The 25,884-nt window shown below is 73.2% G+C and carries 23 protein-coding genes; 8 read left to right on the forward strand and 15 right to left on the reverse strand.

The window, feature by feature from the left end; translation table 11 throughout:
• Nucleotides 1-20: 20 nt before the first annotated feature.
• From PUR61_RS19580 to PUR61_RS19595, 4 genes are all read left to right on the forward strand, one after another.
• Complete coding sequence (locus tag PUR61_RS19580; protein WP_329880286.1) at nucleotides 21-530, forward strand: NUDIX hydrolase; 510 nt, start codon at nucleotides 21-23, stop codon at nucleotides 528-530.
• A 227-nt stretch (nucleotides 531-757) separates the two neighbouring features.
• On the forward strand, nucleotides 758-1,555 hold the full coding sequence (locus tag PUR61_RS19585) for a TetR/AcrR family transcriptional regulator (protein ID WP_329880287.1): 798 nt from the start codon (nucleotides 758-760) through the stop codon (nucleotides 1,553-1,555).
• 147 nt (nucleotides 1,556-1,702) lie between these two features.
• Nucleotides 1,703-3,589 carry a hypothetical protein gene (locus PUR61_RS19590; RefSeq protein ID WP_329880288.1) on the forward strand — a complete coding sequence of 629 codons (1,887 nt, stop codon included), beginning with the start codon at nucleotides 1,703-1,705 and terminating at the stop codon, nucleotides 3,587-3,589.
• A 456-nt stretch (nucleotides 3,590-4,045) separates the two neighbouring features.
• Nucleotides 4,046-6,325 (forward strand): glycoside hydrolase family 18 chitinase, encoded by a 2,280-nt coding sequence (locus tag PUR61_RS19595; protein ID WP_329880290.1) that lies wholly within the window; start codon nucleotides 4,046-4,048, stop codon nucleotides 6,323-6,325.
• 57 nt (nucleotides 6,326-6,382) lie between these two features.
• Here PUR61_RS19595 and PUR61_RS19600 read toward each other — a convergent pair whose 3' ends face one another.
• From PUR61_RS19600 to PUR61_RS19650, 11 genes are all read right to left on the reverse strand, one after another.
• Entirely contained in the window at nucleotides 6,383-7,126 is a 744-nt protein-coding gene (locus PUR61_RS19600; RefSeq protein WP_329880292.1) for a spermidine synthase, read from the reverse strand.
• A gap of 82 nt (nucleotides 7,127-7,208) precedes the next feature.
• Nucleotides 7,209-8,303: a YeiH family protein gene (locus tag PUR61_RS19605; protein ID WP_329880293.1), complete on the reverse strand. Its 1,095-nt coding sequence runs from the start codon at nucleotides 8,301-8,303 to the stop codon at nucleotides 7,209-7,211.
• A 7-nt stretch (nucleotides 8,304-8,310) separates the two neighbouring features.
• Nucleotides 8,311-8,877: a cysteine dioxygenase family protein gene (locus tag PUR61_RS19610; protein ID WP_329880295.1), complete on the reverse strand. Its 567-nt coding sequence runs from the start codon at nucleotides 8,875-8,877 to the stop codon at nucleotides 8,311-8,313.
• An 89-nt stretch (nucleotides 8,878-8,966) separates the two neighbouring features.
• Complete coding sequence (locus PUR61_RS19615) at nucleotides 8,967-9,881, reverse strand: LysR family transcriptional regulator (protein ID WP_329880296.1); 915 nt, start codon at nucleotides 9,879-9,881, stop codon at nucleotides 8,967-8,969.
• A gap of 124 nt (nucleotides 9,882-10,005) precedes the next feature.
• The gene (locus tag PUR61_RS19620) at nucleotides 10,006-10,875 is read right to left on the reverse strand and encodes an amino acid ABC transporter permease (RefSeq protein ID WP_329880297.1); all 870 of its coding nucleotides are present in this window, start codon (nucleotides 10,873-10,875) and stop codon (nucleotides 10,006-10,008) included.
• A complete protein-coding gene (locus PUR61_RS19625; protein ID WP_329880299.1) occupies nucleotides 10,872-11,516 on the reverse strand; it encodes an amino acid ABC transporter permease in 645 nt (214 codons plus the stop codon). Before PUR61_RS19625 ends, PUR61_RS19620 begins: the two co-directional genes overlap by 4 nt.
• 14 nt (nucleotides 11,517-11,530) lie before the next feature.
• Nucleotides 11,531-12,424 (reverse strand): glutamate ABC transporter substrate-binding protein, encoded by an 894-nt coding sequence (locus tag PUR61_RS19630; protein ID WP_329880301.1) that lies wholly within the window; start codon nucleotides 12,422-12,424, stop codon nucleotides 11,531-11,533.
• Nucleotides 12,425-12,432: 8 nt separating this feature from the next.
• Nucleotides 12,433-13,152: an amino acid ABC transporter ATP-binding protein gene (locus PUR61_RS19635; RefSeq protein WP_329880637.1), complete on the reverse strand. Its 720-nt coding sequence runs from the start codon at nucleotides 13,150-13,152 to the stop codon at nucleotides 12,433-12,435.
• Nucleotides 13,153-13,217: 65 nt separating this feature from the next.
• Complete coding sequence (locus tag PUR61_RS19640) at nucleotides 13,218-13,463, reverse strand: LapA family protein (RefSeq protein WP_329880303.1); 246 nt, start codon at nucleotides 13,461-13,463, stop codon at nucleotides 13,218-13,220.
• Nucleotides 13,464-13,569: 106 nt separating this feature from the next.
• Nucleotides 13,570-15,366 carry an ABC transporter ATP-binding protein gene (locus tag PUR61_RS19645; protein WP_329880304.1) on the reverse strand — a complete coding sequence of 599 codons (1,797 nt, stop codon included), beginning with the start codon at nucleotides 15,364-15,366 and terminating at the stop codon, nucleotides 13,570-13,572.
• Nucleotides 15,367-15,520: 154 nt separating this feature from the next.
• Nucleotides 15,521-17,311 (reverse strand): ABC transporter ATP-binding protein, encoded by a 1,791-nt coding sequence (locus PUR61_RS19650; protein WP_329880305.1) that lies wholly within the window; start codon nucleotides 17,309-17,311, stop codon nucleotides 15,521-15,523.
• A 339-nt stretch (nucleotides 17,312-17,650) separates the two neighbouring features.
• On the opposite strand from PUR61_RS19650, the gene PUR61_RS19655 reads away from it, so the two are divergent.
• Entirely contained in the window at nucleotides 17,651-18,514 is an 864-nt protein-coding gene (locus PUR61_RS19655; RefSeq protein WP_329880638.1) for an aldo/keto reductase, read from the forward strand.
• 161 nt (nucleotides 18,515-18,675) lie between these two features.
• Here the strand turns inward: PUR61_RS19655 and PUR61_RS19660 are convergent, their stop codons facing one another.
• Nucleotides 18,676-19,542 (reverse strand): MarR family winged helix-turn-helix transcriptional regulator, encoded by an 867-nt coding sequence (locus PUR61_RS19660; protein WP_329880307.1) that lies wholly within the window; start codon nucleotides 19,540-19,542, stop codon nucleotides 18,676-18,678.
• Nucleotides 19,543-20,017: 475 nt separating this feature from the next.
• Between PUR61_RS19660 and fabG the strand changes: the two genes are divergently transcribed.
• Nucleotides 20,018-20,785: a 3-oxoacyl-ACP reductase FabG gene (fabG, locus tag PUR61_RS19665; protein WP_329880309.1), complete on the forward strand. Its 768-nt coding sequence runs from the start codon at nucleotides 20,018-20,020 to the stop codon at nucleotides 20,783-20,785.
• A gap of 232 nt (nucleotides 20,786-21,017) precedes the next feature.
• Nucleotides 21,018-21,860 (forward strand): phosphatase PAP2 family protein, encoded by an 843-nt coding sequence (locus PUR61_RS19670; RefSeq protein WP_329880310.1) that lies wholly within the window; start codon nucleotides 21,018-21,020, stop codon nucleotides 21,858-21,860.
• On the opposite strand, the gene PUR61_RS19675 is transcribed toward PUR61_RS19670, so the two are convergent.
• Nucleotides 21,811-21,999, reverse strand: a complete 189-nt coding sequence (locus PUR61_RS19675; RefSeq protein ID WP_329880311.1) for an I78 family peptidase inhibitor — start codon at nucleotides 21,997-21,999, stop codon at nucleotides 21,811-21,813. The genes PUR61_RS19670 and PUR61_RS19675 overlap by 50 nt on opposite strands.
• A 119-nt stretch (nucleotides 22,000-22,118) precedes the next feature.
• On the opposite strand from PUR61_RS19675, the gene PUR61_RS19680 reads away from it, so the two are divergent.
• Nucleotides 22,119-22,391 carry a DUF6343 family protein gene (locus PUR61_RS19680; protein ID WP_329880312.1) on the forward strand — a complete coding sequence of 91 codons (273 nt, stop codon included), beginning with the start codon at nucleotides 22,119-22,121 and terminating at the stop codon, nucleotides 22,389-22,391.
• A gap of 84 nt (nucleotides 22,392-22,475) precedes the next feature.
• On the opposite strand, the gene PUR61_RS19685 is transcribed toward PUR61_RS19680, so the two are convergent.
• Together PUR61_RS19685 and dxs are read right to left on the reverse strand one after the other, a co-directional pair.
• Nucleotides 22,476-23,885: an aspartate aminotransferase family protein gene (locus PUR61_RS19685; protein ID WP_329880313.1), complete on the reverse strand. Its 1,410-nt coding sequence runs from the start codon at nucleotides 23,883-23,885 to the stop codon at nucleotides 22,476-22,478.
• A complete protein-coding gene (dxs, locus tag PUR61_RS19690; RefSeq protein ID WP_329880315.1) occupies nucleotides 23,875-25,800 on the reverse strand; it encodes a 1-deoxy-D-xylulose-5-phosphate synthase in 1,926 nt (641 codons plus the stop codon). Before dxs ends, PUR61_RS19685 begins: the two co-directional genes overlap by 11 nt.
• Between the last annotated feature and the right edge of the window lie 84 nt (nucleotides 25,801-25,884).

Consider the following 25,884-nt stretch of genomic DNA (forward strand, 5'->3'; position numbering starts at 1 on the left):
GAAACCCTAACCTGTCGGTCATGACCAACCCTGCCGAAGAGCTGCTGGACGTCGTCGACGAGCACGACCGGGTGATCGGGATCGCCCCGCGCGGGGAGGTGTACCGGCGGGGACTGCTCCACCGGTGCGTCTTCGTCCTCGTCCGGGACCCCGCCGGGCGGATCTTCGTCCACCGGCGCACGGCCACCAAGCTGTTCGCCCCCGGCGCGCACGACATGTTCGTCGGCGGGGTGGTGGGCTCCGGCGAGACGTACGAGGACGCAGCCGTCCGGGAGGCCGAGGAGGAACTGGGCGTCGAGGGGATCGCCCCGCGCCCGCTGTTCCGGTTCCTGTTCCGGGGTGACGGGCTGGGCTGGTGGTCCGACGTGTACGAGGCCGAGTGGGACGGCCCGGTGGCGCCGCAGGAGTCGGAGGTCGCCTGGCACACGTGGCTGACCCCCGCCGAGCTGACGGAGCGGCTGGCCCGGGACGAGTTCGTGCCGGACGGCCGGGAGGCGTACCGGCGCTACCTGGAGCGGTACGCGGGGTAGCGCCGGATAAGGTGGCGCGCATGGCATCCCGCACGCCGTCGGCCCCCTCCCCCGCGCGCTCGGAACGACCGGACGGCCCGGCGCGGCCCGAGGGCCCGGCGGTGCCGGAAGGAACGGCCCGGCCCGCGGGCGGCCCGCGCCCGGAACACGCAGCGCACCCGTCGCCCGCCGAGCGCCCTGAGCGCCCCGGGCGCGGGAGCGGCGAGCGCACGCGCCGGCGCCTCAGCGTGGACGAGCGGCGCGAGCAGCTGATCTCCGTCGCTCTGGAGCTGTTCAGCCTCCGCCCGCCGGAGGAGGTGTCGATCGACGACATCGCGGCCGCCGCCGGCGCCTCCCGGCCGCTGGTCTACCACTACTTCCCGGGCAAGCAGGCCCTGTACGAGGAGTCGCTGCGGCGGGCGGGCCGCGAGCTGGCGGCCCGCTTCGAGGAACCCGCCGAGGGCCCGCTCTCGGAGCGCCTCCACCGCGTCATGGGCCGCTACCTGGACTTCGTGCAGAGCCACGGCCCCGGCTTCGCGGCGCTGCTGCGCGGCGGCTCGGTGGCGGCCAGCACCAACACCTCGGCGGTGATCGACGAGGTCCGACGGGCCGCGCACGACCAGATCCTGGGCCACCTGGCACTGCCCGAGCCCGGTCCGGGCCTGCGGCTCACCGTCCGCGCGTGGATCGCCAACGCGGAGATCACCTCGCTGGAGTGGCTGGCCGACCGCTCGGTGCCGCTGGAGGAGCTGCAGCTGCACCTGGTGCAGGAGTTCGTCGCGGCGCTCACGCTGACCGCCGCCCGGGAGCCCGCGCTCGCCGCCGAGCTGACCGGCTTCTTCGCCGACGAGCGGCCGGACGGCCCGACCGGGCGGCTGGTCCGCGACCTGGCAGGGCTGTTCGCCGTCCCGGGCCTCGCCGAGGCGGTCACCGCCCTGGCCGTCGAGCCGCCCCCCGGTCCGGTGGCCGAGCCGGCCGTCGGGCCGGCCCCCGGACAGGCCGCCGCACCGGCACCACCCGCACGCCCCGAGCCCGCCGACGCCTGACGGGCCGGGCCGGGCCACCGACGGCAGGTTCTGCCACGTCGGCGGCCTCTGATAGGAATGGGCACGGATCTGACGGCCCGCCGGTCACCCCGGGCCCGGGTCCCCGGACCACCGAACGCACACCGAGCAGAGCGGGGGGCTCAACAGTTGACCCAGGACGGCCAGTTCAGCGCGGAGGCCAACCCCTTCGCGGCGGCGGAGCGGATCTCCGCGACGCTCGGCACGCTCACCGACGCCCTCTTCGACGCCCGGACCTCACGCCACCCGGCGTCCTCGCTGACCGCCCTGCGGGTGAGCGGCCCGGCCGCCGAGGCCCTGTTCGACCTGCCCCTCGCGCCCAACGGACCGGTGCACACCGCCGTCGACCGGCTCGGCACCGTGATCACCGCCGGAACGGCCCGCCCGGGCACCGGAGCCGAGGTCTCCGCGCTGGCGACCGGCGCACTGCTGAGCCGGTACGGCACCGCCGGCCCGGTCCGCGGCGCCTCGACCGACGCTCCTGGTGTCCTGACCGCCGCCCGGTTCGAGCTCCCCGTGACCGGCGAGCCCGCCGACCCGAAGCTCCGCCCGCCGTTCACCGCCCCCCTGGCGGCACTCGCTGCCGGGCAGCAGACCCGGCAGCCGGTCGAACTCGCCACCGGCGCCGGCTCGGAGGTCCGCCTGGTCGTCCCGCCGGGCTTCCACGCGCTGACCTCCCCGGGCGGACCTCCCGGGGTCTCCGCCCGTACGGTGCCCCTCGGCCCGGCCGGCGGCTCCCCGTCCGTCCGGGGCGTCGACCCGGCCGCCGGCGCCGCCGCCGCCGAGTTGGCCACGCACCTGGCGGAGACCGCCGAGGAGCTGTTCAGCGGCGCCGAGCCGGCCGGCCGCCGCGACTTCGCGGTGATCGCCGCCACGCTGGCCGACGCGGTCTGCGCCTCGGGCGCCGTCTACGCGGGCGTCGCCGCGCTCCGGGCGGACGGCCGGCCCGCCGACGCCACCCTGGTGGCCTCGCTCGCCCGGCACCCGCTGCCGATCACCGGGCTGGCCACCGAGCTGGCCACCGTCCGCCGGCACGCCGAGGTGTGGACGGTGCTGCTGCCGGCCGGACCGGCCGCCGTGCTGGTGGAGGGCCGCAGCGTCCCGGTGCCGGGCCCGCTGGCCGCGGACGGCGTGCGCCGCTGGGCGGTCACGTCGGTGGTGGAGGCGTTCGTCCCGCTGCCGGACGGCGTCTCGGTGCTCTGCGTCCAGCTCAGCACCGCCCAGCCGCAGGACTGGGAGCTGTACACGGACGTGTTCGCGGAGCTGCTGAAGAGCGTGCAGTTCGGCTGGGACGGCGTGCCCGGCGCGCCGGCCGCGCCCGCCCCGGCGCAGGCCGTCCCGGTTCCCGTCCCCTCGCCGCCGGCCGACCCCGCGCCCGCGCTGCACGCGGCGGCCCCGGCGGACGTGGCACCTGCCGACGCGGTGCCGGCCGACGCGGTGCCGGCCGACGCCGCCCCGCTCCCGGTCGACCTGCGGGGCACGCCCGTTCGCGTCCCGCCCGCCGATTTCAACCCCTTCGCGCAGGTCGCCGACCCGACCCCGGCCCGGCCGATCCTCGTCCCCGACGGCACCACCGGCACCGGGGGCACCGGTGACGCCGGTGACGCCGGTGACGCCGATCTGCCGCCCCGGCCCAAGGGCACCCCCGTGATGGTGCCGCCCCCGGACTTCGACCCCTTCGCCCCGCAGCCGGACGCGCAGCCCGCCCCGCCCGTCCCGGCCGGGCCGCCCCCGGCCGTCCCGGTCACCGACCCGTTCGGCACGGTGACGGCGGCCGACCGTCCGCAGGACCCGTTCGGCACCACCGTCCTGCTGCGGTCCGCCCCGGTCCCGCCGCCGCCCGCCGCCCCTCCCGCACCCGGGGGCGCCGCCGGGAACGCCGACGAGCCCGGGCCCCGGCCCAAGGGCACCCCCGTCATGGTCCCGCCCCCGGACTTCAACCCGTTCGCCCCGCAGCCGGAGGACCGCCCGGCCCCGCCACCGGCCGCCGCTCCGGAGCCCGGCCCGTTCGGCTGAGCCCCGCACCCGACCGCCGGACGGCCCACCGGCCCCACCGGCCCCTCCGACCGCCCGACCGCATCGAGGCCCGACCGCCCGGCCGTCGCTCCCGCCGGCCCGGGGCGCCGGCCGCCCCCGCGCCCCTGCCGGGAGCCGCACCCCCGCCGCTTTCGCCGCACTGCATTCGGCCGCAACATCACTCCGACGAGGCTCAGTTGACGAAGCCCCAGGTCAACTGAGGCCGTCCGGGCGGCCCGTCATGCCCACGACCGGCAACTGGTACAGACCTATTGCCAGTTGCCGATCTGCTCCCTACTCTCGGCACAGGATCCTCCGTGGCACCCCGACGGCCCGAGGTCTCCGGTTCCGCGCCGCCCCCATGGCCGGAGCTCGCTGCTCCACGCACCTGACACCTCCCCACGGGTTACGGGGCGTCCGGGCCTGCCCCGGGACCCCAGGACAGGAGCCATATCCATGCGCAGACGTCGGATCAGCCTGCCGCTGCTGGCAGCCGGGACGCTACTCGTCCCGCTGCTCGCCGCCGCTCTCCCCGCCGCCATCGCCAACGCCGACTCCGCCGTTGCCGGGTCGGCCACCGCGACCTTCACCAAGGGCAGCGACTGGGGAAGCGGCTACGACGCCAGTTACACCATCACCAACGGCTCCAGCGCCCCGATCAACGGCTGGACGCTGGAGTTCGACCTGCCCACCGGCAACACCGTGGCCGGCCTCTGGAACGCGACGTACACCACCTCGGCCTCGCACGTCACGGTCAAGAACCCCGGCTGGGCCTCGACCCTGCCGGTCGGCGGCACGTACAACGTCGGCTTCAACATCGCCTACTCCGGCGCTTACAAGGCCCTGCTGAACTGCAAGTTGAACGGGCAGCCGTGTGACGGCACCGGCGGGGACCAGACCGCGCCGACCGTCCCGGGCAACCTCCGGACGGGCACCGTCACCCAGACCACGGTCGACCTGTCCTGGGCCGCGAGCACCGACAACCTCGCCGTCACCGGCTACGACGTCTACCGCGACGGCACCAAGGTGGCCACCACCGACGGCGCCACCACGTCCGTCACCGTGCAGGGCCTGACCGCGGGCACCGCCTACCAGTTCACCGTCCAGGCCTTCGACGCGGCGGGCAACCGCTCGGCGGCGGCCGGACCGGTCAGCGCCACCACCCAGCCGCCGGTCGAGGACAGGCAGGCTCCGACCACCCCGGGCACCCCCACGGTGACCGGCTCGGACGCCAACTCGGTCTCGCTGACCTGGACCGCCAGCACCGACAACGTCGGCGTCACCGCCTACGACGTCTACACCGGCACCACCCTGGCCGCGACCGTCCCCTCGGCGTCCGCCACCGTCGGCAACCTGGCGCCGGACACCGAGTACACCTTCACGGTCAAGGCCCGCGACGCGGCCGGCAACGTCTCGCCCGCCTCCGGCCCGGTGACCGGCAAGACCAAGCCCGGGGGCAGCAACCCCGGCAACCTGAAGATCGGCTACTTCACCCAGTGGAGCATCTACGCCCGCGGGTACAGCGTGAAGAAGCTCGACACCTCCGGCTCGGCGGGGCGGCTCACCACGCTCAACTACGCCTTCGCCAACATCCACCCGACCACCAAGCAGTGCTTCATCACCAACAAGGCGGCCGGGCCGGACAACGACCCGAACGCGGGCGACGGTGCCGGTGACGCCTGGGCCGACTACGGCAAGGGCTGGGACGCGGGCAGCTCGGTGGCCGGGACCACCGACACCTGGGACCAGAAGCTGGCCGGCAACTTCAACCAGCTGAAGCAGCTCAAGGCCAAGTACCCCAACCTCAAGATCCAGATCTCGCTGGGTGGTTGGTCCTACAGCAAGTGGTTCTCCGACGCGGCCGCCACCGACGCTTCCCGCAAGGCGCTGGTCAGCTCCTGCATCGACATGTACATCAAGGGCAACCTGCCGGTGATCGACGGCCGCGGCGGCGCGGGCAGTGCGGCCGGCATCTTCGACGGCATCGACCTCGACTGGGAGTGGCCGAACTCCGACGGGCACACCGGGAACATCTTCCGGCCCGCCGACAAGGCCAACTACACCCTGGTGGCCCAGGAGTTCCGTCGCCAGCTGGACGCGCTCGGCGCCACCACCAACAAGCACTACACGCTGAGCGCCTTCCTCCCGGCCGACCCGGCGAAGATCACGGCCGGCATCGACATCCCCGGCCTGTTCGGCGCCTTCGACTTCGCCACCATCCAGGGCTACGACTACCACGGCGGCTGGGAGATGGTCACCAACCAGCAGTCCGGCATCAAGGTCGCGGCCGGCGACCCTAACCCGCCGGCCCGCCAGTTCAGCTCCGAGGTCGCGATCGGCGCGTACGTCAACGGCGGCGCCCCGAAGAGCAAGCTCACGCTGGGCATCCCGTTCTACGGTCGAGGCTGGACGGGCGTGCCGCGCGGCACCACCAACGGTCTCTTCCAGACCGCGACGGGCCCCGGCCCGGGCACCTACGAGGCCGGGTTCGAGGACTACCGGAAGCTCAAGGAGATGGCCACCAGCGGTGGTTACACCATCTACCGGGACCCGGTGGCCGGCCACTCGTACATCTACAACGGCTCGGTCTTCTACACCTACGACGACCCGACCGAGATCGCCCGGAAGACCGCCTGGATCAAGTCCCAGGGGTTGGCCGGAGCGATGATCTGGGCCTTCGACGGTGACACCGCGAGCGGCGAGCTGATGGCCGCGGTGGACAACGGTCTGAAGTAGCCGGACGACGGCCCGGGTCGACCGGGCCGGTCAGGACCCGCCTGGCCCGTCGTGCGCTCACCGCGCGCGGCGGGCCAGGTGCACGACGTCCGGCACGCCCCGGGCCACCGGGATCTCGTGCGTGGCCACGTCCAGGAAGCCCGCCGCGCGCAGCGCCTCCTCGAAGGCGGGGGACGGCTGCGCGCTCCAGACGGCCAGCACCCCGCCCGGCTCCAGCCGGTGCCGGAGCACGGCCAGTCCGTCCGCGCCGTACAGCCCGGCGTTGGAGTCGGTGACGGTCCAGTCCGGGCCGTTGTCGATGTCCAGGCAGAGCGCGTCGTAGCGGGCGCCGTCCGCCACCGCGAGGTACTCCAGCAGGTCGGTGTGGAGCACCTCGACCCGCTCGTCGCCCAGCGCACCGGCCGAGAAGGCGGCCAGCGGACCGTTCCGGTGCCAGTCGATGATCGCGCTCTCCCGTTCGACGACGGCGATCCGCCCCCACCGCCGTTCGGCGGCCGCGTAGGCCAGCGAGAAACCCACCCCGAGCCCGCCGATGAGCACGGCCGGCCGCTCCGGACCGCCGGGCCGGGCCTGGTCTCCGGTCCCGGCCTGGTCGCCGGTCCGGTCCAACTCGTCGAGCGCCGCCTGGATCAGCAGCCGCTCGGAGCGCCCGTCGGCGGTGTCCATCAGGAAGCAGCCGTTGGCGATGATCTCGTAGTGCCGCCCGCGCTGCCGCAGCACCACCTCTCCGAAGGGCCCCTCGCGCCGGTCGAGCGTGACGACGGCGTCCGAGCCGTCCCGTTCCGGCAGTGCGGTGGACATGCGCGAATCCCCTCCGGTTTTCGGGAGCTTCGGATGATCGGCCTACCCGCCCGACAATAGCCCAGCGCGGGCCGGGCCCCGGTCACCTCGTGACCAGCACCCCCGCGTACGAGACACCGGCCACCATCACCCAGGATCCGAGCCCGAGCAGGGCGATCCGCCCGCCGGTGCGGGCCATGGTCGGCAGGTGGACGGCGCTGCCGAGCCCGAACAACGCGGCTGCCAGCAGCAGCTCCTGGGCGTCGCCGGCGAGCCGGAGCACCGGCTCCGGCACCAGCCCGGTGGTGCGCAGCGCGATCATCGCGAGGAATCCTGCGACGAAGAGCGGCACGAGCGGCGGCCGCTTCCCGACCGGACCGCCCGCCGGACCGCCGGACGCACCGCCCGCCGCGACGCCGTCGGCGGCCGACCGGGTCCGCGCGCGGGCGCGCCGGGCGGTGAGCGCGACTCCGGCGACCAGCGGGGCCAGCAGCATCACCCGCATCAGTTTGACGAGCACCGCCTCGCGCAGGGCTCCCGCCCCGCCGCTCTGCGCGGTGGCGACCACCTGCCCGACGTCGTGCACGCCGGCCCCCACCCAGCGGCCGAACTCCGCCTCGTCCAGCCCGAGCGGATGCTGGAGCAGCGGCAGGACGGCGATGGCCAGGGTGCCGCAGAGGGTGACCAGGGCGACGGAGGCGGCGACGTCCTCCTCGTCGCTGCCGGCCGCCTGGCTGACCGCGCCGATCGCCGAGGCGCCGCAGATCGAGTACCCGGTGGCGACGAGCAGCGGCTGGTCGCCGGGCAGGCCGAGCCTGCGACCGAGCCAGCAGGTGCCGGCGAAGGTGGCGGCGACGACGGCGAACACCATGGCGACGGTGGCCCAGCCCAGACCGAGTACGTCGCCCAGGCCGAGCTTGAGGCCGAGCAGCACGATGCCGATCCGCATCAGCCGGCGTCCTGCGGTGGAGAGCCCGGGCCGGGCGACACCCCGGACCACCGGGCGCAGCCCGGGCAGGTGGGCGGCGGCGACGCCGAGCACGACGGCGGCGGTGAGCTTGGGTACGGCGGGGACGGCCTGGTGGACGGCGAGGGCCGCGGCCACGCCGAGCGCGGCGAGCAGCAGGCCGGGGGTGTCCCCGCCGAGCGGGGGCAGAGCGCGGGTGCGGACCCGCCGTTCCCGGACGATCAGTGCCATGCGGGGCTCACCGGGGGTCGCCGGCGGGCAGCCGGTAGACCCGCCGGATGCTGGTGCCGAGCCTGGCGACGTCGGCGCCGTAGACGTGGATGGAGATGGCGGTGGAGGTGCAGGCGTTGCGGACGAGGTGGATGTCGCCCGGCGGGGCGAAGGCCGCGACGGTGCCGGCGGGGCCGACCACGTGCTCGGTCTCGACCAGGTGGGCGGTCCGTCCGTCGGAGACCAGGCGGTAGCGGGTCTCGCTCTCCTGGCCCTGGTGGACGCCGGCCACGCACCAGGAGACGTGGTCGTGGATCGGGGTCTGCTGGCCGGGCAGCCAGACCAGAGCGACGACGGAGAAGGACCCGTCGGCCTCGGCGTGCAGGACGTGCTGGCGGTAGCGGTCCGGGTCGCCCTCGCGCTGGTCGGCGGTGAGCAGGTCGGCGTCGCCGAGGTGCGGGGCGAGTCGTTCGCCGACGAGGTAGGCGGTGAGTTCCGGAGGCAGGCCGCGGTCGACGACAGCGCGGATCTCGCCGACGAGGGCGGTCATGCGCTCGGTGAGCCGGCCGCTCCCGACCGTGGCTGAGGGTGTCATACGAGCAGGTTCGACCCGCCCGACCTATCACGTCCAACGAGGGATCGTTAGCTCTCCCCATAAGAACGCTTATGGATTGTCAGGAGCGGTCAGCACCCCACCCGGGCGGCGGCCGCGGACCGCAGGTGGTCCAGCACCAGCGCGGTCGCCGGGATCCGCCGGTGCTCGCGCAGCACGTACGCGCTGACCCGGCGGCGCAGGTGCGGCTCGACGGCCCGGCCGGTGACCTTGCGGTGGCACATGAAGGAGAGGACCAGGGCCGGCATCAGGGCTATCCCCACCCCTGCGGCGACCAGGCTCTGCACGGCGAGGTTGTCGTCGGTGGAGAAGACGATGTCGGGCGCGAACCCCTCCTCCGCGCAGACGTGCAGCAGGTTGGCCCGGCAGCGCGGACAGCCGGCGATCCACCGTTCGCCGTCCAGATCGGCCAGCCGGACGGCGTGCCGGCGCCCCAGCGGGTGGCCGACCGGCAGCAGCACGGTCAGCAGGTCCTCCATCAGGGGTATCTCGTCCAGACCTTCCGGCAGCTCGGCCGGGGCTCCCGGATAACGGAAGGCCAGGGCGATGTCGCACTCGCCGCGGAGCAGCCGCTGGACGGAGTCCGGCGGCTCGGCCTCCAGCAGTTCGACCCGGACGCCGGGGTGTTCGGCGAGCAGCCGGGCCATCGTCTCGGGGATCAGGGTGGCGTTGGCGCTGGGGAAGGCGCAGACCCGCACCCGTCCGGCACGCAGCCGGGCCAGCGCGGCGAGCTGCTGCTGGGCGGCGGCGAGGCTGCCGAGGATCTGTTCGGCGTGCCGGGCGAGCGCCTCGCCGGCCTCGGTGAGGCGCAGTCCGCGTCCGGCCCGGGTGAAGAGCGGCAGGCCGACGGTCCGTTCGAGGGCCTTCATCTGCTGGGTGATGGCGGGCTGGGTGTAGCCGAGTTCGCGGGCCGCCGCCGAGTAGGAGCCGGCCCGGACGACCTCGTGGAAGGTCCTGATATGCCGTGAGTCGAATACCGGCTCCATCGCCCCTCCGCCCGGCCGCCGTGCCACATCCCGGCAATCATAAGCAGAGTTTGGAGGAGTGGAGCCTAACCCCGGCGGCACCTATGGTTTACCGGCGAACCGCCCATCCCTCGCGCACCCCCGGCTACGGCTGGGCGGCCGGCGGCAGCCCCATCGACACCTCCGCGTCGGCCACCGGCGCCCCGCCGCGCACCCGTGGGCTGCGCCGGCTGCGCTGCTCGATCCATCGCGCGAACCAGGAGAGCAGCAGACACATCCCGATGTAGACCGGCGCGATCACCATCACCACCGGGATGAACGGCAGGTCGTAGTCCAGGTTGGTGGCGATCAGCTTGCCCGCGTGCAGGAACTCCTCGTACGTGATCAGGAAGCCCAGCGAGGTGTCCTTCAGTGCCACCACCAGCTGGCTGATGATCGCCGGCAGCATCGCCCGGTTGGCCTGCGGCACCAGCACGTAGGCCATCACCTGGGTCTTGCGCAGGCCGAGCGCGAAAGCGGCCTCCTTCTGCCCCTTGGGCACCGCCAGCACGCCGGCCCGGAACACCTCCGCGAGCACCGAACCGTTGTAGAGCACCAGACCGGCCACCAGGGCCCAGAGCGGCTCGACCTTGAGCGCGACGAAGATGAAGAAGATCATCACCAGCACCGGCATGGCCCGGAAGAACTCGACCACCAGGGTGGAGAACCAGCGCACCACCCGGTGGTCCGAGAGGCGTCCGGCCGCGAAGAGCGCACCGAACGGCAGGGCGAACAGCACTGTCCACCCGAACGCCTTGAGGGTGTTGCCGAGCCCGCGCAGCAGGAGTTCCTGGACCCCCTTGTACTCGAAGGCCGTCCACTTCTCGGCGGTGAACTGGTTCGTGTGGAACAGCATGTAGACGATCCAGCCGAGCAGTGCGGCGATCGCCAGCAGCGCGAGCGCACCGTACAACCGGTGCCGGGCGAGCGCCCTGGGCCCCGGGATGTCGTAGAGCGCCGAGGATTCCACCGTCATCGCGACACCGCCAGTCGTCGTTCCAGCAGGTTGAACACGGCACTGACGGCGAGCGTGATGACCAGGTAGCCGACCGCGATCCAGACGAAGGTCCAGACGATGCTGTAGCCCAGCTCGTTGATGGTCCGGTAGGTACCGAGGAGCTCGGTGACGCTGAACGAGCCGGCGATCGCCGTGTTCTTCGCCAGCGCGATCATCACACTGCCGATCGGGGCGATCACCGACCGGTACGCCTGCGGCAGCACGACCAGGCTCATCGTCTGGCCGAAGGTCATGCCCAGGCTGCGGGCCGCCTCGCCCTGACCGGTGGGCACCGTGTTGACGCCCGACCGCATCGCCTCGCAGACGAACGCCGAGGTGTAGCAGCCCAGCGCGAGCACCGCGAAGGTGAAGAACGGAAGCGTGATGTCGAACCGCGGCAGGCCCAGCACCACGATGAAGAAGAGCAGGGTCAAGGGGGTGTTCCGCAGCAGCGTCACCCAGGTGGTGCCGAACACCCGCAGCGGCTTCACCGGCGAGACCCGGAAGCTTGCCACCAGCACGCCGAGCACCAGCGACAGCACCGCGCTCACCAGGAACAGCGAGAGGGTGCCGAGGAAGCCCTCCCAGTAGGTCGACCAGTTGTCGGTCAGCGTCTTCACAGGCCGGCCCCTCCTCAGTACCGGTCGATCGGCGGCGGGGTGGGCGCGGGCACCCCGGAGAGGCCGAGGGTCGCGTCGTAGGCCTTGCGCCAGTCACCGTTCTCCTCGTGGTGCGCCAGCGCGTCGTTCAGCGCCCCGCGCAGCACGGTGTCGTTCCTGGGCGTGCCGATCCCGTACGGCTCCTGGGAGAACAGCGGCCCGACCACCTTGAGTTCGTCGGGCACCTTGGCCGCGTAGCCCATCAGGATGGTGTTGTCCGTGGTCACCGCGTCCACCTGGGAGGTGATCAGGTTGTCGACACAGGCCGAGTAGCTGTCGTACCCGATCAGCCGGGCCTTCGGGTAGTCCTTCTGGATCCGCTGGTACGGGGTGGAGCCGGCCGCCGAGCAGACCTTCTTGCCGTCCAGGTCCTCCGGCCCGTTGATGGTCGTGTCGTTCCGGCGCACCAGCAGCGACTGTCCGGCCAGGTAGTACGGCCCGGCGAAGCCGACCAGCTTCTTGCGGTTGTCGTTGATGGTGTAGGTGCCCACGTAGTAGTCGACCTGGCCGTTCTGCAGCGCGGTCTCGCGGTTGGCCGAGGCGATGGTCCTGAACTCGATCCGGTCCGGGGCGAACCCGAGGTCGGCGGCGACCATCTTGGCGATCTCGATGTCGAAGCCGGAGTACTGCCCGGTGGCCGGGTTCTTCTGCCCCAGGTAGGGCTGGTCCTCCTTGGCCCCGACCACCAGGTGACCCCGGCTGCGGGCCGCGTCCAGGGTGGACGAACCGGTGATGCCGGCGCCGCTCTCCACCTGGTAGCTGGGGAGCGCGCTGGGCTGCGGCCCCTTGGGGGGCGGGGTGCCCTCCTTGCCGCAGGCCGCCAGCAGCACGGCCGCGGCCACGACGGCGGCGGTCACGATCTTCTTCACGCGCGGCCTCAGTGCTTCAGGATCTTGGAGAGGAAGTCCCGGGCGCGCTCGCTCTCCGGAGCGCCGAAGAACGCCTCCGGAGAGCGGTCCTCGACGACCCGCCCGTCGGCCATGAAGACCACCCGGTTGGCGGAGGCCCGGGCGAACCCCATCTCGTGGGTCACGACGATCATGGTCATGCCCTCGTGCGCCAGCTGGCGCATCACGTCCAGCACCTCGTTGATCATCTCCGGGTCGAGCGCCGAGGTGGGCTCGTCGAAGAGCAGTGCCTTGGGGTCCATCGCCAGGGCACGCGCGATCGCGACGCGCTGCTGCTGGCCGCCGGAGAGCTGGGCCGGGTACTTGGCCGCCTGCGGAGCCAGCCCGACCCGCTCCAGCAGCGCCCTGGACCTCTCGTCCGCCTCCCCCTTCGACCGCCCGCGGACCTTGACCTGCGCCAGCGACACGTTCTGCAGCACGGTCTTGTGCGCGAACAGGTTGAAGGACTGGAACACCATCCCGACCTCGGCCCGCAGCCGGGCCAGGCCCTTGCCCTCCTCGGGCAGCGGCCGGCCGTCGATCACGATGGACCCGGACTCGACCGGCTCCAGACGGTTGATCGCCCGGCACAGAGTGGACTTGCCGGAGCCGGACGGACCGATCACCACCACGACCTCGCCCCGGCCGATGGTCAGCTCGATGTCCTGGAGGACGTGCAACTCGCCGAAGTGCTTGTTGACGCCGCGCATCTCGATCAAGGGCGTGAAGGCCGAGGGCCCCGGCCCGGACCCGGGCGGGGGCTCCGGTGCGTCGGTCACCGCCCGCTCCGGCCCTTCAGCAGCCAGCCGAGCGCGCCACCGGCGACCAGCGTGGCCAGCAGGGCGATCCAGAGCGGCGCGGTCACGGTGAACACCCAGAACTGGATCTTCACCTTGTCGAGGTTGGCGAACAGGAACCACACCGCGAGCACGACGATGACACCGATCCCGATGTACCGGGTGGGGATCCCGCCGATCTCGCTGCGCTTGGTGCCGGACGAACCGTCTGAAATCTTGGTCACACGCGAAGTCTGCGGTCGAATGGGCCGGTTTGCCCGGCTACGCGCCCGGGAGTAACCCGCACGGGGCAACCACGCCCCGCGCGGGTTTACCGCCCGTCACTCTCCGTCAGACGCCCCCGGGCCGGGTCTCCGACGGCTCGTCCCGCCAGGACCGCCAGAGCGCCGCATACGGACCACCGGCCGCCACCAGGTCCGGGTGGCTGCCGTACTCGCTGATCCGGCCGCCCTCGACCACCGCGATCACGTCCGCGTCGTGCGCCGTGTGCAGCCGGTGGGCGATGGCGATCACCGTCCGGCCCTCCAGCACCTTGGCGAGCGAGCGCTCCAGGTGCCGGGCGGCCCGCGGGTCCAGCAGTGAGGTGGCCTCGTCCAGCACCAGGGTGTGCGGATCGGCCAGCACCAGCCGGGCCAGCGCCAGCTGCTGCGCCTGCGGCGGGGTCAGCGCGGCGCCGCCCGAACCGACCTCGGTGTCCAGCCCCGCCGACAGCGCGTCCACCCAGTCACCGGCGTCCACCGCGTCCAGGGCCCCGCGCAACTCGGCGTCGTCCGCGTCCGGCGCGGCCAGCCGCAGGTTGTCCCGGAGTGTGCCGACGAAGACGTGGTGCTCCTGGTTGACCAGCGCGACCTCGGCCCGGACCCGCTCGGCCGGCATCCGCGACAGCGCCGCCCCGCCGAGCGTCACACTGCCCCGGCCGGGCGCGTAGATGCCGGCCAGCAGCCGCCCCAGGGTGGACTTCCCCGCCCCGGACGGCCCGACCAGGGCGACCCGGCTGCCCGGCGCGACGTCCAGACTGATGCCGTGCAGCACGTCGACGCCCTCGCGGTAGCCGAAGCGGACGTCCCGGGCCTCGACCCGCCGTCCGCTCGGCCGGGCCGCCTCGTCACTCTCCTGCTCGGGCACCTCGTGCACCCCGACCAACCGGGCCAGCGAGGCCTGCCCGATCTGCAGCTCGTCGTACCAGCGCAGGATCAGGTCGACCGGGGCGGTCAGCGCCTGGGCGTAGAGCACCCCGGTGGTCAGCTCGCCCACACCGATCCAGCCCCGGAGGGTGAACAGCCCGCCCAGCACCAGGGTGCCGAGCACCGCCAGGGTGTAGACGGCGTCGATGGTCGGGAACCAGGCCGTGCGCAGCCAGAGGGTGTACCGCTCCCAGGCGATCCACTCCGCCAGCTTGCGGTCGGTCAGCCGGACCCGCTGGTCACCGAGGCGCAGTGCCTCGACCGTCCGACCGGCGTCCACCGTCTCGGCCAGCACGGTGTTGACCGCCGCGTACCCGGCCGACTCGTTCCGGTACGACTGCGGGGCCCGCCGGAAGTACCAGCGGGAGGAGGCCAGCAGCAGCGGCAGGCCGATCAGCGAGGTGAGCGCGAGCAGCGGCGAGGTGGCGACCAGGGCGCCCAGCACCAGCAGCAGCGACACGATCGCCACGGCCAGCTCCGGCACCGCCTCGCGGACCGACTTGTCCAGCCGGTCGATGTCGGTGGTGCCGCGGGAGACGAGGTCCCCGGTGCCGGCCCGCTCCAGGACCCCGGTCGGCAGCGCCACCGAGCGGACCAGGAAGTCCTCGCGCAGATCGGCCAGGACCCGCTCGCCGAGGACGCTGCCGCGCAGCCGCGACCACCAGGTGAACGCCGACTGCACCGCCAGCGCCACCAGGTACCAGGCGACGGCGACCGTGACGGTGGCTCCGACGGTGCCGGTGGCCAGCGACTCGACCAGGGTGCCCAGCACCCAGGGCCCGACGAGCCCCGCCGTGGTGGCCACCGCGTGCAGACCCACCACGGCGGCGAACCCGCCCCGGTGGCGTCGGGCCAGCAGCCGCAGGTAGGACCGCACGGCGACCGGGGAGCCGACCGGAAGGGTGGTGGCGGGCCCCTGCTCCTGATGGACGGGGGGCTTCATGGGGTGCTCCTCAGCTGTTCTCGGACGTCGGCGCGGAGGCCACGGAGGCCACGAGGACCCCCGGCACCACGGAGGCCACGAGGACCACGGGCGCCACGGGCACCACGGGGGTGGCGGTGCGGCCGGGAGGACGGGCCGCGGGGGTCCGTCGGCCTCACACCGCCTCCCCCACGGTCGCGGGCTCCCCCGCCGGCGACGGCTCCTCCGCGCGGGTGACCACCGCCCGGTAGCCCGGCTCGGTCCGCATCAGGTCGCGGTGACGGCCGGCCGCCGCCACCCGTCCGTCGCGGACCAGGACCACCCGGTCCGCCCGGTCCAGCAGCAGCGGACTGGTCGCGAAGACCACGGTGGTGCGCCCTGCCCGGCTCCTGCGCAGCCCGGCCGCGATCCGGGACTCGGTGTGCGCGTCCACCGCGCTGGTCGGCTCGTCCAGGACGAGGACCGGCGGGTCGGCCAGCAGCGAGCGGGCCAGCGCCAGTCGCTGCCGCTGCCCTCCGGAGAGCGAGCGTCCGCGCTCGGTGATCTCCGCCCGCATGGCGTCGCCCCCGCAGGTGGGCGAGCCGTCGACCAGGGCGTCCAGGACGTCCTCGGCGCAGGCGGCGGCCAGTGCGTCGACGGGCTCGACCCGCCCGGAGGCGGGGATGTCGAACAGCCCCGCCAGGGTGCCGGAGAGCAGCACCGGCTCCTTGTCGTGGACCAGGACGGCGGCCCGCGCCTCGGCCAGCGGGACGGAGTCCAGCTCGGTGCCGCCGAGCCGCACCGACGGCTCCGGTCGCGCGCCCTCGGCCGTCGGGACGTGCCCGCCGAGCCGCTCGGCCAGCGCACCGGCGAAGTCCGGGTCGCCGCAGACCACGGCGGTCAGCCGGCCGGCCCGGGCGGTCAGCCCGGTGGCCGGGTCGAACAGGTCCGACTGCGCGGCACCGGACAGTCCCGCGTCGGCGGTCCCGTCGGTCCGGTCGAGCGCGAGCACCCGCGCGGCCCGCCCGGCCGAGACGCGGGCCACGCTCCAGGCGTGGGCCGCCTCGCCGAGGATCCGCAGCGGGGCGGCGAGGTAGGCCGTCGAGCCGTAGACGGCGACCAGGGTGCCGACCGAGATCCGGCCGGACGCGGCCAGATGGGCGCCGTACCAGGTGATGCCGACCACGAACAGGCCCGGCAGCAGGACCTGCTGGGCCTGCATCAGGGACCAGATCCGGGCCGAGCGGACGGCCGCGGCGCGGACCTGCTGGGACGCCGCACGGTACCGGGCGAGGAAGAGCTCCTCGCCGCCGATGCCGCGCAGCACCCGGAGCCCGGCCACCGTGTCGGCGGCCAGCTCGGTGGCCTTGCCCCCGAGCGCCCGCTGTTCCGTGTACCGGCGCTCGAAGGGGCCGAGCAGCGGCCACACCGAGGCCGCCAGCACGGGCACCCCGAGCAGCACGGCGAGTCCGAGGACCGGCTGGGTGACCAGCACCGCCGTGCTGACGGCCAGCCAGACGAGGACGGCACCGCGCAGCCTGGCGACCAGCTCGACGTACCAGCCGATCTTCTCGACGTCCCCGCTGCCGACCGCGACGATCTCGCCGGTGGCGATCCGCCGGGAGAGTCCGGCCCCGAGGTGGGAGGCCTGGCGGGCGACGAGCTGTCTGACCTGGGTCGCGGCGTGGATCCAGTTCCAGACCGCCTGGCGGTGCAGCAGGACGGTGCCCACCGAGGACACCGCGGCGAGCGCCAGGGCGACACCGCCGGCCCGCCAGAGGCCGGCGGCGTCGCCGTCGACGGCGGCCTGGATGCCCAGGCCGACCGGGACCGGCAGGGCCGCCTGGCCGCCCATCTCCAGCAGCGACCAGCAGGTGGCGAGCACCTGCCCGCGTCGCTGGCCGCGTTGGAGCCAGCGCAGGAAGGCGAGCGGGGAGGTGAGGTCGGGGCGGCCGGGGTCGGCCAGGGGGAGGGTTTCGAGCGGCATGACGCTCCGTTGCGGAGGCGGTGCGGGCGGAGGGCTCGGAGGGGCCGGTGCGGTCACGGCCCGGGGTCGGTCAGGAGGTCATGGCAGCGAGACTGCCAACCCGGATGTGACCTACGCAACAGGTTTTCCGGCGGTCCACCGCACCCCGACGGGCGCCGGTCCCGCCGCGCGGCCGGTCGGGCGGCCGGCCACGTGGCCGTCGCGCAGCCGCCGGACAGCCGATGCGCACGCCGGTACCAGGCGTCGGAAAATTCTTTGGCGGGCCGGGAACATTCCCGGCACCCCGCAGGTTGCCCCCATCGGAACCCCATGGACGACCAGGAGAGGGCACTCCTTCCCGTGAGCAACATCCCCACTGTCACCCTCAACGACGGCTCGCAGATCCCCCAGCTCGGCTTCGGGGTCTGGCAGGTGCCGGACGCGGAGGCCACCCCCGCCGTCCGCGCCGCGCTCGAGTCCGGCTACCGCTCGATCGACACCGCCGCGGTCTACGAGAACGAGACCGGCACCGGCCAGGCGGTCACCGAGGCGCTCGCCGGCGGTCTGGCCCGCGAGGACCTCTACATCACCACCAAGCTGTGGAACTCCGGCACCCGCGACTGGTCCGGCGAGCAGGGCCGGGACGCGGTGCTGCGCGAGTTCGACGCGTCGCTGGACCGGCTGGGCCTCGACTACGTCGACCTCTACCTGATCCACTGGCCCCGCCCGATGCACGGCAGCTACCTCAACGTCTGGAAGGCGCTGGAGCAGCTGCGCGCCGACGGCCGGGCGAAGTCGATCGGCGTCTCCAACTTCGGGGCCGAGCAGCTCACCCGCCTGCTCGACGAGGCCTCGGTGGTGCCGGCACTGAACCAGGTCGAGCTGCACCCGTACTTCCCGCAGGAGGAGCTGCGCGCCTTCCACGCGGAGCACGGCATCGCCACCGAGGCCTGGAGCCCGCTGGGTCAGGGCAAGGATCTGCTCGCCGAGCCGGCCCTGGCGCGGATCGCCGGCAAGCACGGGCGCACCGTCGCCCAGGTGGTGCTCCGCTGGCACCTGCAGAGCGGCATCATCGCGATCCCGAAGTCGGTCACCCCGTCGCGGATCAAGGAGAACCTCGACGTCGGCGGCTTCGAGCTGGACGCCGACGACCTCGCGGCCGTCGCGGGCATCGCCACCGGCAAGCGGATCGGTCCGGACCCGCAGGAGTTCGACTGGAACTGACCGTTCCCGGTCCGGCGCCCCGCAGGGTGCCGCCGACGGCGCAGGCCGCCTCCCCCTCTTCCGGGAAGGCGGCCTGCGCCGCGTCGACCTGCACGAACCACGAACCGTCGACGGCCTCCGATCCGTTGGCGAATCGTTTTGGCTGAAGCTCGAAGCGAAAGCTACAGCCTGGCCGCCTTGGCGATCAGCGCCAGCGCCGCCTCGTGCTCGTGCTCCTCCAGCGGAGACAGCAGCAGCAGCTGGACCTGCGCCACGCCCGCGGCCGAGCGGTGCAACAGGTCCTGCCCCGCCGGTGAGAGCGAGAGCAGGTTGCGCCGTCCGTCCGAGGGGTCGCGGCGACGCTGGACCAGGCCGCGCCGGACCAGCCGGCTGACCATCTCGGCCATCGTGGCCTTGTCCAGCGAGGCCAGTTCGCCGACCGTCCGCTGGTCGGCGCCCGGCTCCAGCTCCAGAGCGTCCAGCACCGCGTACTGCGGCGCCGTGAGCTCCGAACCGACGTGCTCCGTCCAGAGCTTGGTGTGCACCTGCTGGCTCACCCGGATGAGGTAGCCGATCGCCCGCTGGGCGTCCAGCATCGGTCGCGCGTCCGTGAGGACGGCGACCTGAGCCGGTTCCAGCCTGGCTATCTTGGCCATCACACGGACGATCTCCAGCTGCTCCTCCGGAGTCAGCGGCTCGAAGAGCGTGCGCTGCACGCGGACCACCCCGCCGGTGGCCTCCCGGACAGCCTGGGCGCCGCTCTGCGAGAGAGCGAGCAGCTTGCGCCGGCCGTCGGCCGGGTCTCGGCGCCGCAGTACGAGGCCGCGCCGGACCAACCGGGCGACCATCTCGGCCATCGTGGCCTTGTCGAGCGAAGCACGCTCTCCGACCGTTCGCTGGTCAGCGCCCGGTTCGAGGGCGAGAACCAGCAGGACCGCGAACTGCGGAGCCGTGAGATCGGCTCCGACGTGTTCGGACCACAGACGGGTGTGGACCTGCTGTGCAACGCGGATCAGGTGTCCGGGCGACTGCTGCAGTCGCGCGGACACACGGGTCGTCGGGATCTCCCCCAGCACCATGTATCCGTCCCGATGTCACACCCGGTGTGTGTGGGACACCCGGGTGGGGCAGTAACGGCGAGTGGGCGTCCCGCTATGAGGGAGGGCGCTCCAGCCGTGCAGCCGGTGGCTGCTGGCGGACACTATACAAACGGCGGGCCCTCGCTGGCAGGCAGGGGCGGATAGTAGACGCAGGTTCGGCAACATTGGCATATTTACGCGCCGCGCCGACCCGGCAGTAACCCGTTCGCAGGAGAAAGCCGACCGGTCGGTCCTTACCCTCGGTCACCTGCGCCTTCGGCCCTGGCCGCACCCCCTACTCACCGGTAGGGTGTGGCCACCTCGACGGCCCCCGTCCTCCCCGGGCGCTCCGCACGACCCCCGGAGGTCCCCGAGCGCCGCCTGGGAGATCCCTGGGAGATCCCTGGGAGATCGCGAGCGAGATCCGAGAGAGACGAGAGTGAGCATGACCGAGCAGACCACCGCACCCCGGGTCGCCGTCGTCACCGGCGCCGCGCGCGGCCTGGGGGCCGCCACCGCCCTCCGGCTGGCCGCCGACGGCTACGCCGTGGCCGTCCTCGACCTCGAGGAGGCCGCCGGCCGGGAGACCGTGGACCGGATCACCGCCGCGGGCGGTCGCGCCGTCGCCGTCGGCGCCGACGTCTCGGACGCCGGACAGGTCCAGGCCGCGGTCGACCGGATCGTCGCCGAACTCGGTCCCCCGGTCGTCCTGGTCAACAACGCGGGCGTACTCCGCGACAACCTGCTCTTCAAGATGACCGAGTCCGACTGGGACACGGTCATGAACGTGCACCTGCGCGGCGCCTTCCTGATGACCCGCGCGGTCCAGAAGCACATGGTCGATGCCGGCTTCGGCCGGATCGTCAACCTGTCCTCCTCCTCGGCCCAGGGCAACCGCGGCCAGGCCAACTACTCGGCCGCCAAGGCCGGTCTGCAGGGCTTCACCAAGACCCTCGCGATCGAACTGGGCAAGTTCGGCATCACCGCCAACGCGGTGGCCCCCGGATTCATCGCCACCGACATGACCGCGGCCACCGCCGCCCGGGTGGGCATGGACTTCGAGGACTTCAAGCGCGCCGCCGCCTCACAGATCCCGGTCCAGCGGGTCGGCGTGCCCGAGGACGTGGCGCACGCCGTCTCGTTCTTCGCCGGCGAGGCGGCCGGATTCGTCTCCGGCCAGGTCGTCTACGTCGCGGGCGGCCCGCTCGACTGAGCACCGGACCTACCCAGGGTTACCACGGAGTGGGAACCGGCTCGACCCGGTCTCCCGCTCCGTCCGTTTTCCCGGCACCAGGGAAATCCCGCGCGACGACCGGACGGGCATTCGAAACGAAATCGTCGGAAAACCGGCCCCGAACACTGCGGTTTTCGTCGCTTCACGGCTTTGTCGGAGAATTCCGAATTCCGCCGGGAATCACCCGGACGCGGTGGGTATGGTCACCGGCGTGCACGCGCCGAGTGAACTCCCGGAGTCCCCGACCACCACCCGCCGCCGGGGCCTGCGCACCACCCGCGGGCCCGCCTCCCGCCCGTCCCCGCAGCCGCCGCTCGGCCGTCGGCAGACCGTCCTGCTGAGCCTCACCGGCCTCGGCTACCTGCTCGTCGTCGCCGGGGTGCTGCTCGACACCGCCCTGGTCGACCTGGACTGGGCGGTCCGTCTGGCCCGGCCCCACGAACGCTGGCCAGGGCCGGAGCCACTGCTGGACAACTGGGTGGTGGCCGGCCAGCGCGGCCCGTCCGCCGTCGCCGTACTCGTCTGGATCGGCTGGCGCGCCCGCCGGCTCGGCCGGATCCGCCCGCTGCTGGTGACGGGCGCCGCGCTGCTGCTGCTCAACCTCACGGTCGGCACGGTCAAGATCGTCACGGGCCGGCTGGGCCCGCACTACGCCCACTACGTCGGTTCGCCCGAGCTCTTCTCCGGCGGCACCATATTCCCCTCCGGACACACCGCCAACGCCGTGGTCACCTGGGGCGTGCTCGCCTACCTCGCGGGCCGGTGGCGCCGCACCGGGGCGGTGCTCGCCGGCGCCACCGCCTGCTCGGTCGGGCTCACCACCGTCTACCTGGGGACCCACTGGGTGACGGACGTGCTGGCCGGCTGGGCGGCCGGCCTGCTCGTCCTGCTCTCGCTCCCCCTGCTGGAACCGCTGGTCCTCGCCGTCGAGCGACGCCTCGGCCGGCCGCCGGCGAGGACCGGGCCCGGCGGGGCCGGCCGGGACGTCCCGGCGAGCGTCCCGGCTACCCCTCCCAGCTGCGCACCACCACCCCGTCGCGCACCGCGAGGTTGAGCCGCCCCTCCCGGTAGTCCATGGTCATCGCCGCTCCCTGCACCATGACCCGCACCGAGGCCCATCCGTGCCTCCGGGCCAGTTCCTGGGCCCGTTCCACCCGCAGCCCCGCGTAACCTTCCGCGTCGGCGTCCGTCATCGCCCCTCCCCGGCTCGCATCCGGACGTACGCTGGAATCGTAGACCGCCGTACGAGGACCCGTACCGACGGCAGGCGTCGGTGGCCGGCACCGGCGGCCGACCCGGGAGGTGACCGCGGATGCCCACCACCGCCCCGCGCCGGTGGCGCAGCGGCACCGAGCCCGCCACCGCCCGCAGTGCCCTCCGGCTGCGCTACCTGCTCTCGTTGACCTTCACCCCGTTGTTCGCCCTGGCCACCGTGGGCTTCGCGGTCTGGGCCGCGAACGCCCCGGAGTTCGGCGCGCCGAGCCGGTCCACCCTGGCCGGGTTCGCCGTGGCCTGCGGAGTCCTCACGCTGTTCGCCGTCGTCGATCTCGTCGTCGTGATCCGGCGCCGCCGGACCGAGCTCTGACGCGGCGTCTCCCACGGAGTGGGAAGCCGGCACGCCCGGCCTCCCACTCCCCCCACACCCCGGCGCGCGGACCGGCCGGACCGCTCAGCGGTTGGAGACCGCCTGCTTCACCAGGGTCCGCCCGAAGTCCCACATCAGACCGCTCCCCCGGTGCGCGTCGTCCATCACCTCGGTGAACGCGTCCATGAAGCGGTCGACGTCCCGTTCGGTGATGATCAGCGGCGGGATCAGCTTGATCACCTCCAGGTGGTCGCCGGACACCTGGGTGAGGATCCGGTGCCGCTGCAGCAGCGGCACGACCACCATCTGGGCGAACAGCCCCTTGCGGGCCGCCTGCAGCGCCGTCCAGCCGGTCCGCAGCTTCAGCGACTTCGGTCGGCCGAACTCGATGCCGATCATCAGACCGCGCCCGCGCACCTCGGCGAGCAACTCGTACGTGTCGACGAGCGCCGTCAGCCGCTCCCGGAAGTACTCGCCCACCTTGGCGGCGTTCTCCACCACCTGCTCGTCCCGGACGACCTCCAGGGTCGCCAGCCCGGCCGCCATCGCCTGCGCGTTGGACCCGAAGCTGGCCGAGTGGACCAGCACCCGGTCCATCGAGGAGTACACCTTCTCGAAGATCCAGCTCTTGCCGAGCGTCGCGCCGACCGGCACATAGCCGCCGGAGAGCGCCTTGGCCGCGCAGACCAGGTCGGGCAGCACGCCCTCCTCGTACTGGTAGGCGAAGAAGTCGCCGGTGCGCCCGATGCCGGTCTGCACCTCGTCGCAGATCAGCAGCGCCTTGTGCTCGTGCAGCAGCTCCTGGGCCGCGCGGAGCCAGCCGGGCGGGGGCGCCTGCACGCCCTTTCCCTGGATCGGCTCGACGATCAGGGCCGCGACGTCGCCCCGCTTCAGCTCCTTGGCCAGCGCCCCCAGGTCCCCGAGCGGGACGGCGGTGTCCGGGAGCAGCGGGTCGAAGCCCTTGCGGAAGCCACCCTCGCCGTTGACCGAGAGTGAACCCGTGGTCAGCCCGTGGAAGGCGTGGTCGGCGAAGAGGACCCGTTTCCGGCCAGTGGCGTACCGGGCGAACTTGAGCGCCGTCTCCACCGCTTCGGTGCCGCTGTTGCCGAAGAAGACCCGGTCCAGTCCGGGCGTGTGGGACAACAGCCGCTCGGCCAGCAGACCGGGCAGCGGCGAGCAGTCGAAACGGACCAGGTCGGGCAGGTCGAGGTCCATCACCTGCTGGATCGCCGAGCGGACCACCGGGTGGTGCCGACCGAGCGCGAAGATGCCGAAGCCGGCGAGCATGTCGAGGTACTCGTTGCCCTCGGCGTCGTAGAAGTACTGTCCCTTGGCACGCTCGTAGAACTTGTCGAAGCCGATGGTGTGCAGCATCCGCGACAGCTGCGGATTGAGGTAGCGGCTCTGCAGCTCGTACCGCTCGCCGCCGCGCTCGGCGAGCAGGGCGGCGAGGTCGAAGCGCGCTTCGGTGCGGTCGTCGGGGTCAGCCGGCATGGTGCTGGTTCGCTCCTCGGTTCGGTAGTCCTCTGGCCCGTAGCAGGTTCTTGGCGAAGGCGGCGGTCTGGGCGGCGACCCCGGTACCGGTCAGGCCGGTCTCCTCCAGGATCTCGCCGCGGGCGGCGTGCCCGAGGAACTCCTGCGGCAGTCCGAGCACCCGGACCGGGACGTCCACGTCGGCGTCGCGCAGTGCCTGGGCGACGGCCGTGCCGACCCCTCCGGTGCGCCCGTTGTCCTCGACGGTGACGACCAGCCGGTGCCCGGCGGCGAGGGCCGGCAACGCCGGGTCGACCGGCTTGACCCAGCGCGGGTCGATCACGGTCGCGGTGAACCCCTCGGCGAGCAGCAGCCGGGCGGCGTCCAGTACGGAGGCGGCCGTGGTGCCGACTGCGACCAGCAGGATCTCCGGCTGCTCGGCGGTCCGCAGCAGGACGTCCACGCCGCCGATCCGCTCGACCGCCGGGACGGCCGGACCGACGGTCCCCTTCGGGAAGCGGACCACGGTCGGGGCGTCCGCGACCTCGACCGCCTCGCGCAGTTGGACGCGGAGTTCGTCGGCGTCGCGCGGCGCGGCGAGCCGCAGGCCGGGGACGACCTGGAGGATCGACATGTCCCACATGCCGTTGTGCGAGGCGCCGTCCGGCCCGGTCACCCCGGAGCGGTCCAGCACGAAGGTGACGCCCAGCCGGTGCAGGGCGACGTCCATCAGCACCTGGTCGAAGGCGCGGTTCAGGAAGGTCGCGTACACCGCCACCACCGGGTGGAGCCCGCCGGTGGCCAGGCCGGCGGCGCTGGTGACGGCGTGCTGCTCGGCGATGCCGACGTCGAAGGTCCGCTCCGGGTGGGCCTTGGCGAACTTGGCCAGCCCGACCGGCTGGAGCATGGCGGCGGTGATCGCCACCACGTCCGGACGCTCCGCGCCGATGGCGAGCATCTCCTCGCCGAAGACGGACGTCCAGGAGACCCCGCCGCTGGGCGAGATCGGCAGGCAGGTGTAGGGGTCGATCGGGTTGACCGCGTGGAAGCGGTCCGCCTCGTCCTGTTCGGCGGGCCGGTAGCCGCGGCCCTTGACCGTCAGGCAGTGCACGATCACGGGGCCGCCGAAGCCGCGGGCCTTGGTCAGCGCGGACTCCAGGGCCGCCAGGTCGTGGCCGTCGATCGGGCCGAGGTACTTGAGCCCGAGGTCCTCGAACATGCCCTGCGGCGCGAAGGCGTCCTTGAACCCCTTCTTGGCGCCGTGCAGCGCGTCGAAGATCGGCTGGCCCACGACCGGGGTGCGCTGCAGCGCGTCCTTGCCCCAGGAGAGGAACCGCTCGTAGCCCTGCGTGGTGCGCAGCGTGGCGAGGTGGTTGGCGAGGCCGCCGATGGTGCGCGCGTAGGAGCGCTCGTTGTCGTTGACGACGATGACCAGCGGCCGGTCCTTGGCGTCGGCGATGTTGTTGAGCGCCTCCCAGGCGAGGCCGCCGGTGAGGGCGCCGTCGCCGATGACCGCGACGGTGTTCCGGTCGTGCTCGCCGAGCAGCTGGGCGGCCTTGGCGAGGCCGTCGGCGTAGGAGAGGGCGGTCGAGGCGTGCGAGTTCTCGACCAGGTCGTGTTCGGATTCGGCCCGCGAGGGGTAACCGGAGAGTCCGCCCCTGGAGCGGAGTTTCGAGAAGTCCTGGCGACCGGTGAGCAGTTTGTGGACGTAGCTCTGGTGGCCGGTGTCCCAGACGATCCGATCGTACGGGGAGTCGAAGGCCCGGTGGAGGGCGATCGTCAGTTCGACCACCCCAAGGTTCGGGCCGAGGTGGCCGCCGGTCCTGGTGACGGCGTCGATCAGGAAGTCGCGGATCTCGTCGGCGAGCCGGGGCAGTTCGGCGGCCGGGAGTCTTCGCAGGTCCGCCGGGCAAGTGACGCTGGAGAGCAGTGACACGGGTTCACCTCACGACTCGGAGCGGTGCGGTGGTACCCCGCCTGGCGGGGTGGCCCGGCCCGGGCGCGGAGGCCCGGGCCGGGC

This window comes from Streptomyces sp. BE20, assembly GCF_036322525.1.
Taxonomy (GTDB): domain Bacteria; phylum Actinomycetota; class Actinomycetes; order Streptomycetales; family Streptomycetaceae; genus Kitasatospora.

Excerpts from the sequence above, each read along its gene's own strand:
- PUR61_RS19580 (WP_329880286.1), top strand. The coding sequence starts at position 21 with ATGACCAACCCTGCCGAAGAGCTGCTGGACGTCGTCGACGAGCACGAC.
- PUR61_RS19650 (WP_329880305.1), bottom strand. The coding sequence starts at position 17,311 with ATGCCGCTCGAAACCCTCCCCCTGGCCGACCCCGGCCGCCCCGACCTC.
- PUR61_RS19685 (WP_329880313.1), bottom strand. The coding sequence starts at position 23,885 with ATGCCGGCTGACCCCGACGACCGCACCGAAGCGCGCTTCGACCTCGCC.
- PUR61_RS19605 (WP_329880293.1), bottom strand. The coding sequence starts at position 8,303 with ATGGCACTGATCGTCCGGGAACGGCGGGTCCGCACCCGCGCTCTGCCC.
- PUR61_RS19620 (WP_329880297.1), bottom strand. The coding sequence starts at position 10,875 with ATGACGGTGGAATCCTCGGCGCTCTACGACATCCCGGGGCCCAGGGCG.
- PUR61_RS19675 (WP_329880311.1), bottom strand. The coding sequence starts at position 21,999 with ATGACGGACGCCGACGCGGAAGGTTACGCGGGGCTGCGGGTGGAACGG.
- PUR61_RS19600 (WP_329880292.1), bottom strand. The coding sequence starts at position 7,126 with ATGTCCACCGCACTGCCGGAACGGGACGGCTCGGACGCCGTCGTCACG.
- PUR61_RS19680 (WP_329880312.1), top strand. The coding sequence starts at position 22,119 with ATGCCCACCACCGCCCCGCGCCGGTGGCGCAGCGGCACCGAGCCCGCC.
- PUR61_RS19635 (WP_329880637.1), bottom strand. The coding sequence starts at position 13,152 with ATGCGCGGCGTCAACAAGCACTTCGGCGAGTTGCACGTCCTCCAGGAC.
- fabG (WP_329880309.1), top strand. The coding sequence starts at position 20,018 with ATGACCGAGCAGACCACCGCACCCCGGGTCGCCGTCGTCACCGGCGCC.
- PUR61_RS19610 (WP_329880295.1), bottom strand. The coding sequence starts at position 8,877 with ATGACACCCTCAGCCACGGTCGGGAGCGGCCGGCTCACCGAGCGCATG.
- PUR61_RS19595 (WP_329880290.1), top strand. The coding sequence starts at position 4,046 with ATGCGCAGACGTCGGATCAGCCTGCCGCTGCTGGCAGCCGGGACGCTA.
- PUR61_RS19645 (WP_329880304.1), bottom strand. The coding sequence starts at position 15,366 with ATGAAGCCCCCCGTCCATCAGGAGCAGGGGCCCGCCACCACCCTTCCG.
- PUR61_RS19615 (WP_329880296.1), bottom strand. The coding sequence starts at position 9,881 with ATGGAGCCGGTATTCGACTCACGGCATATCAGGACCTTCCACGAGGTC.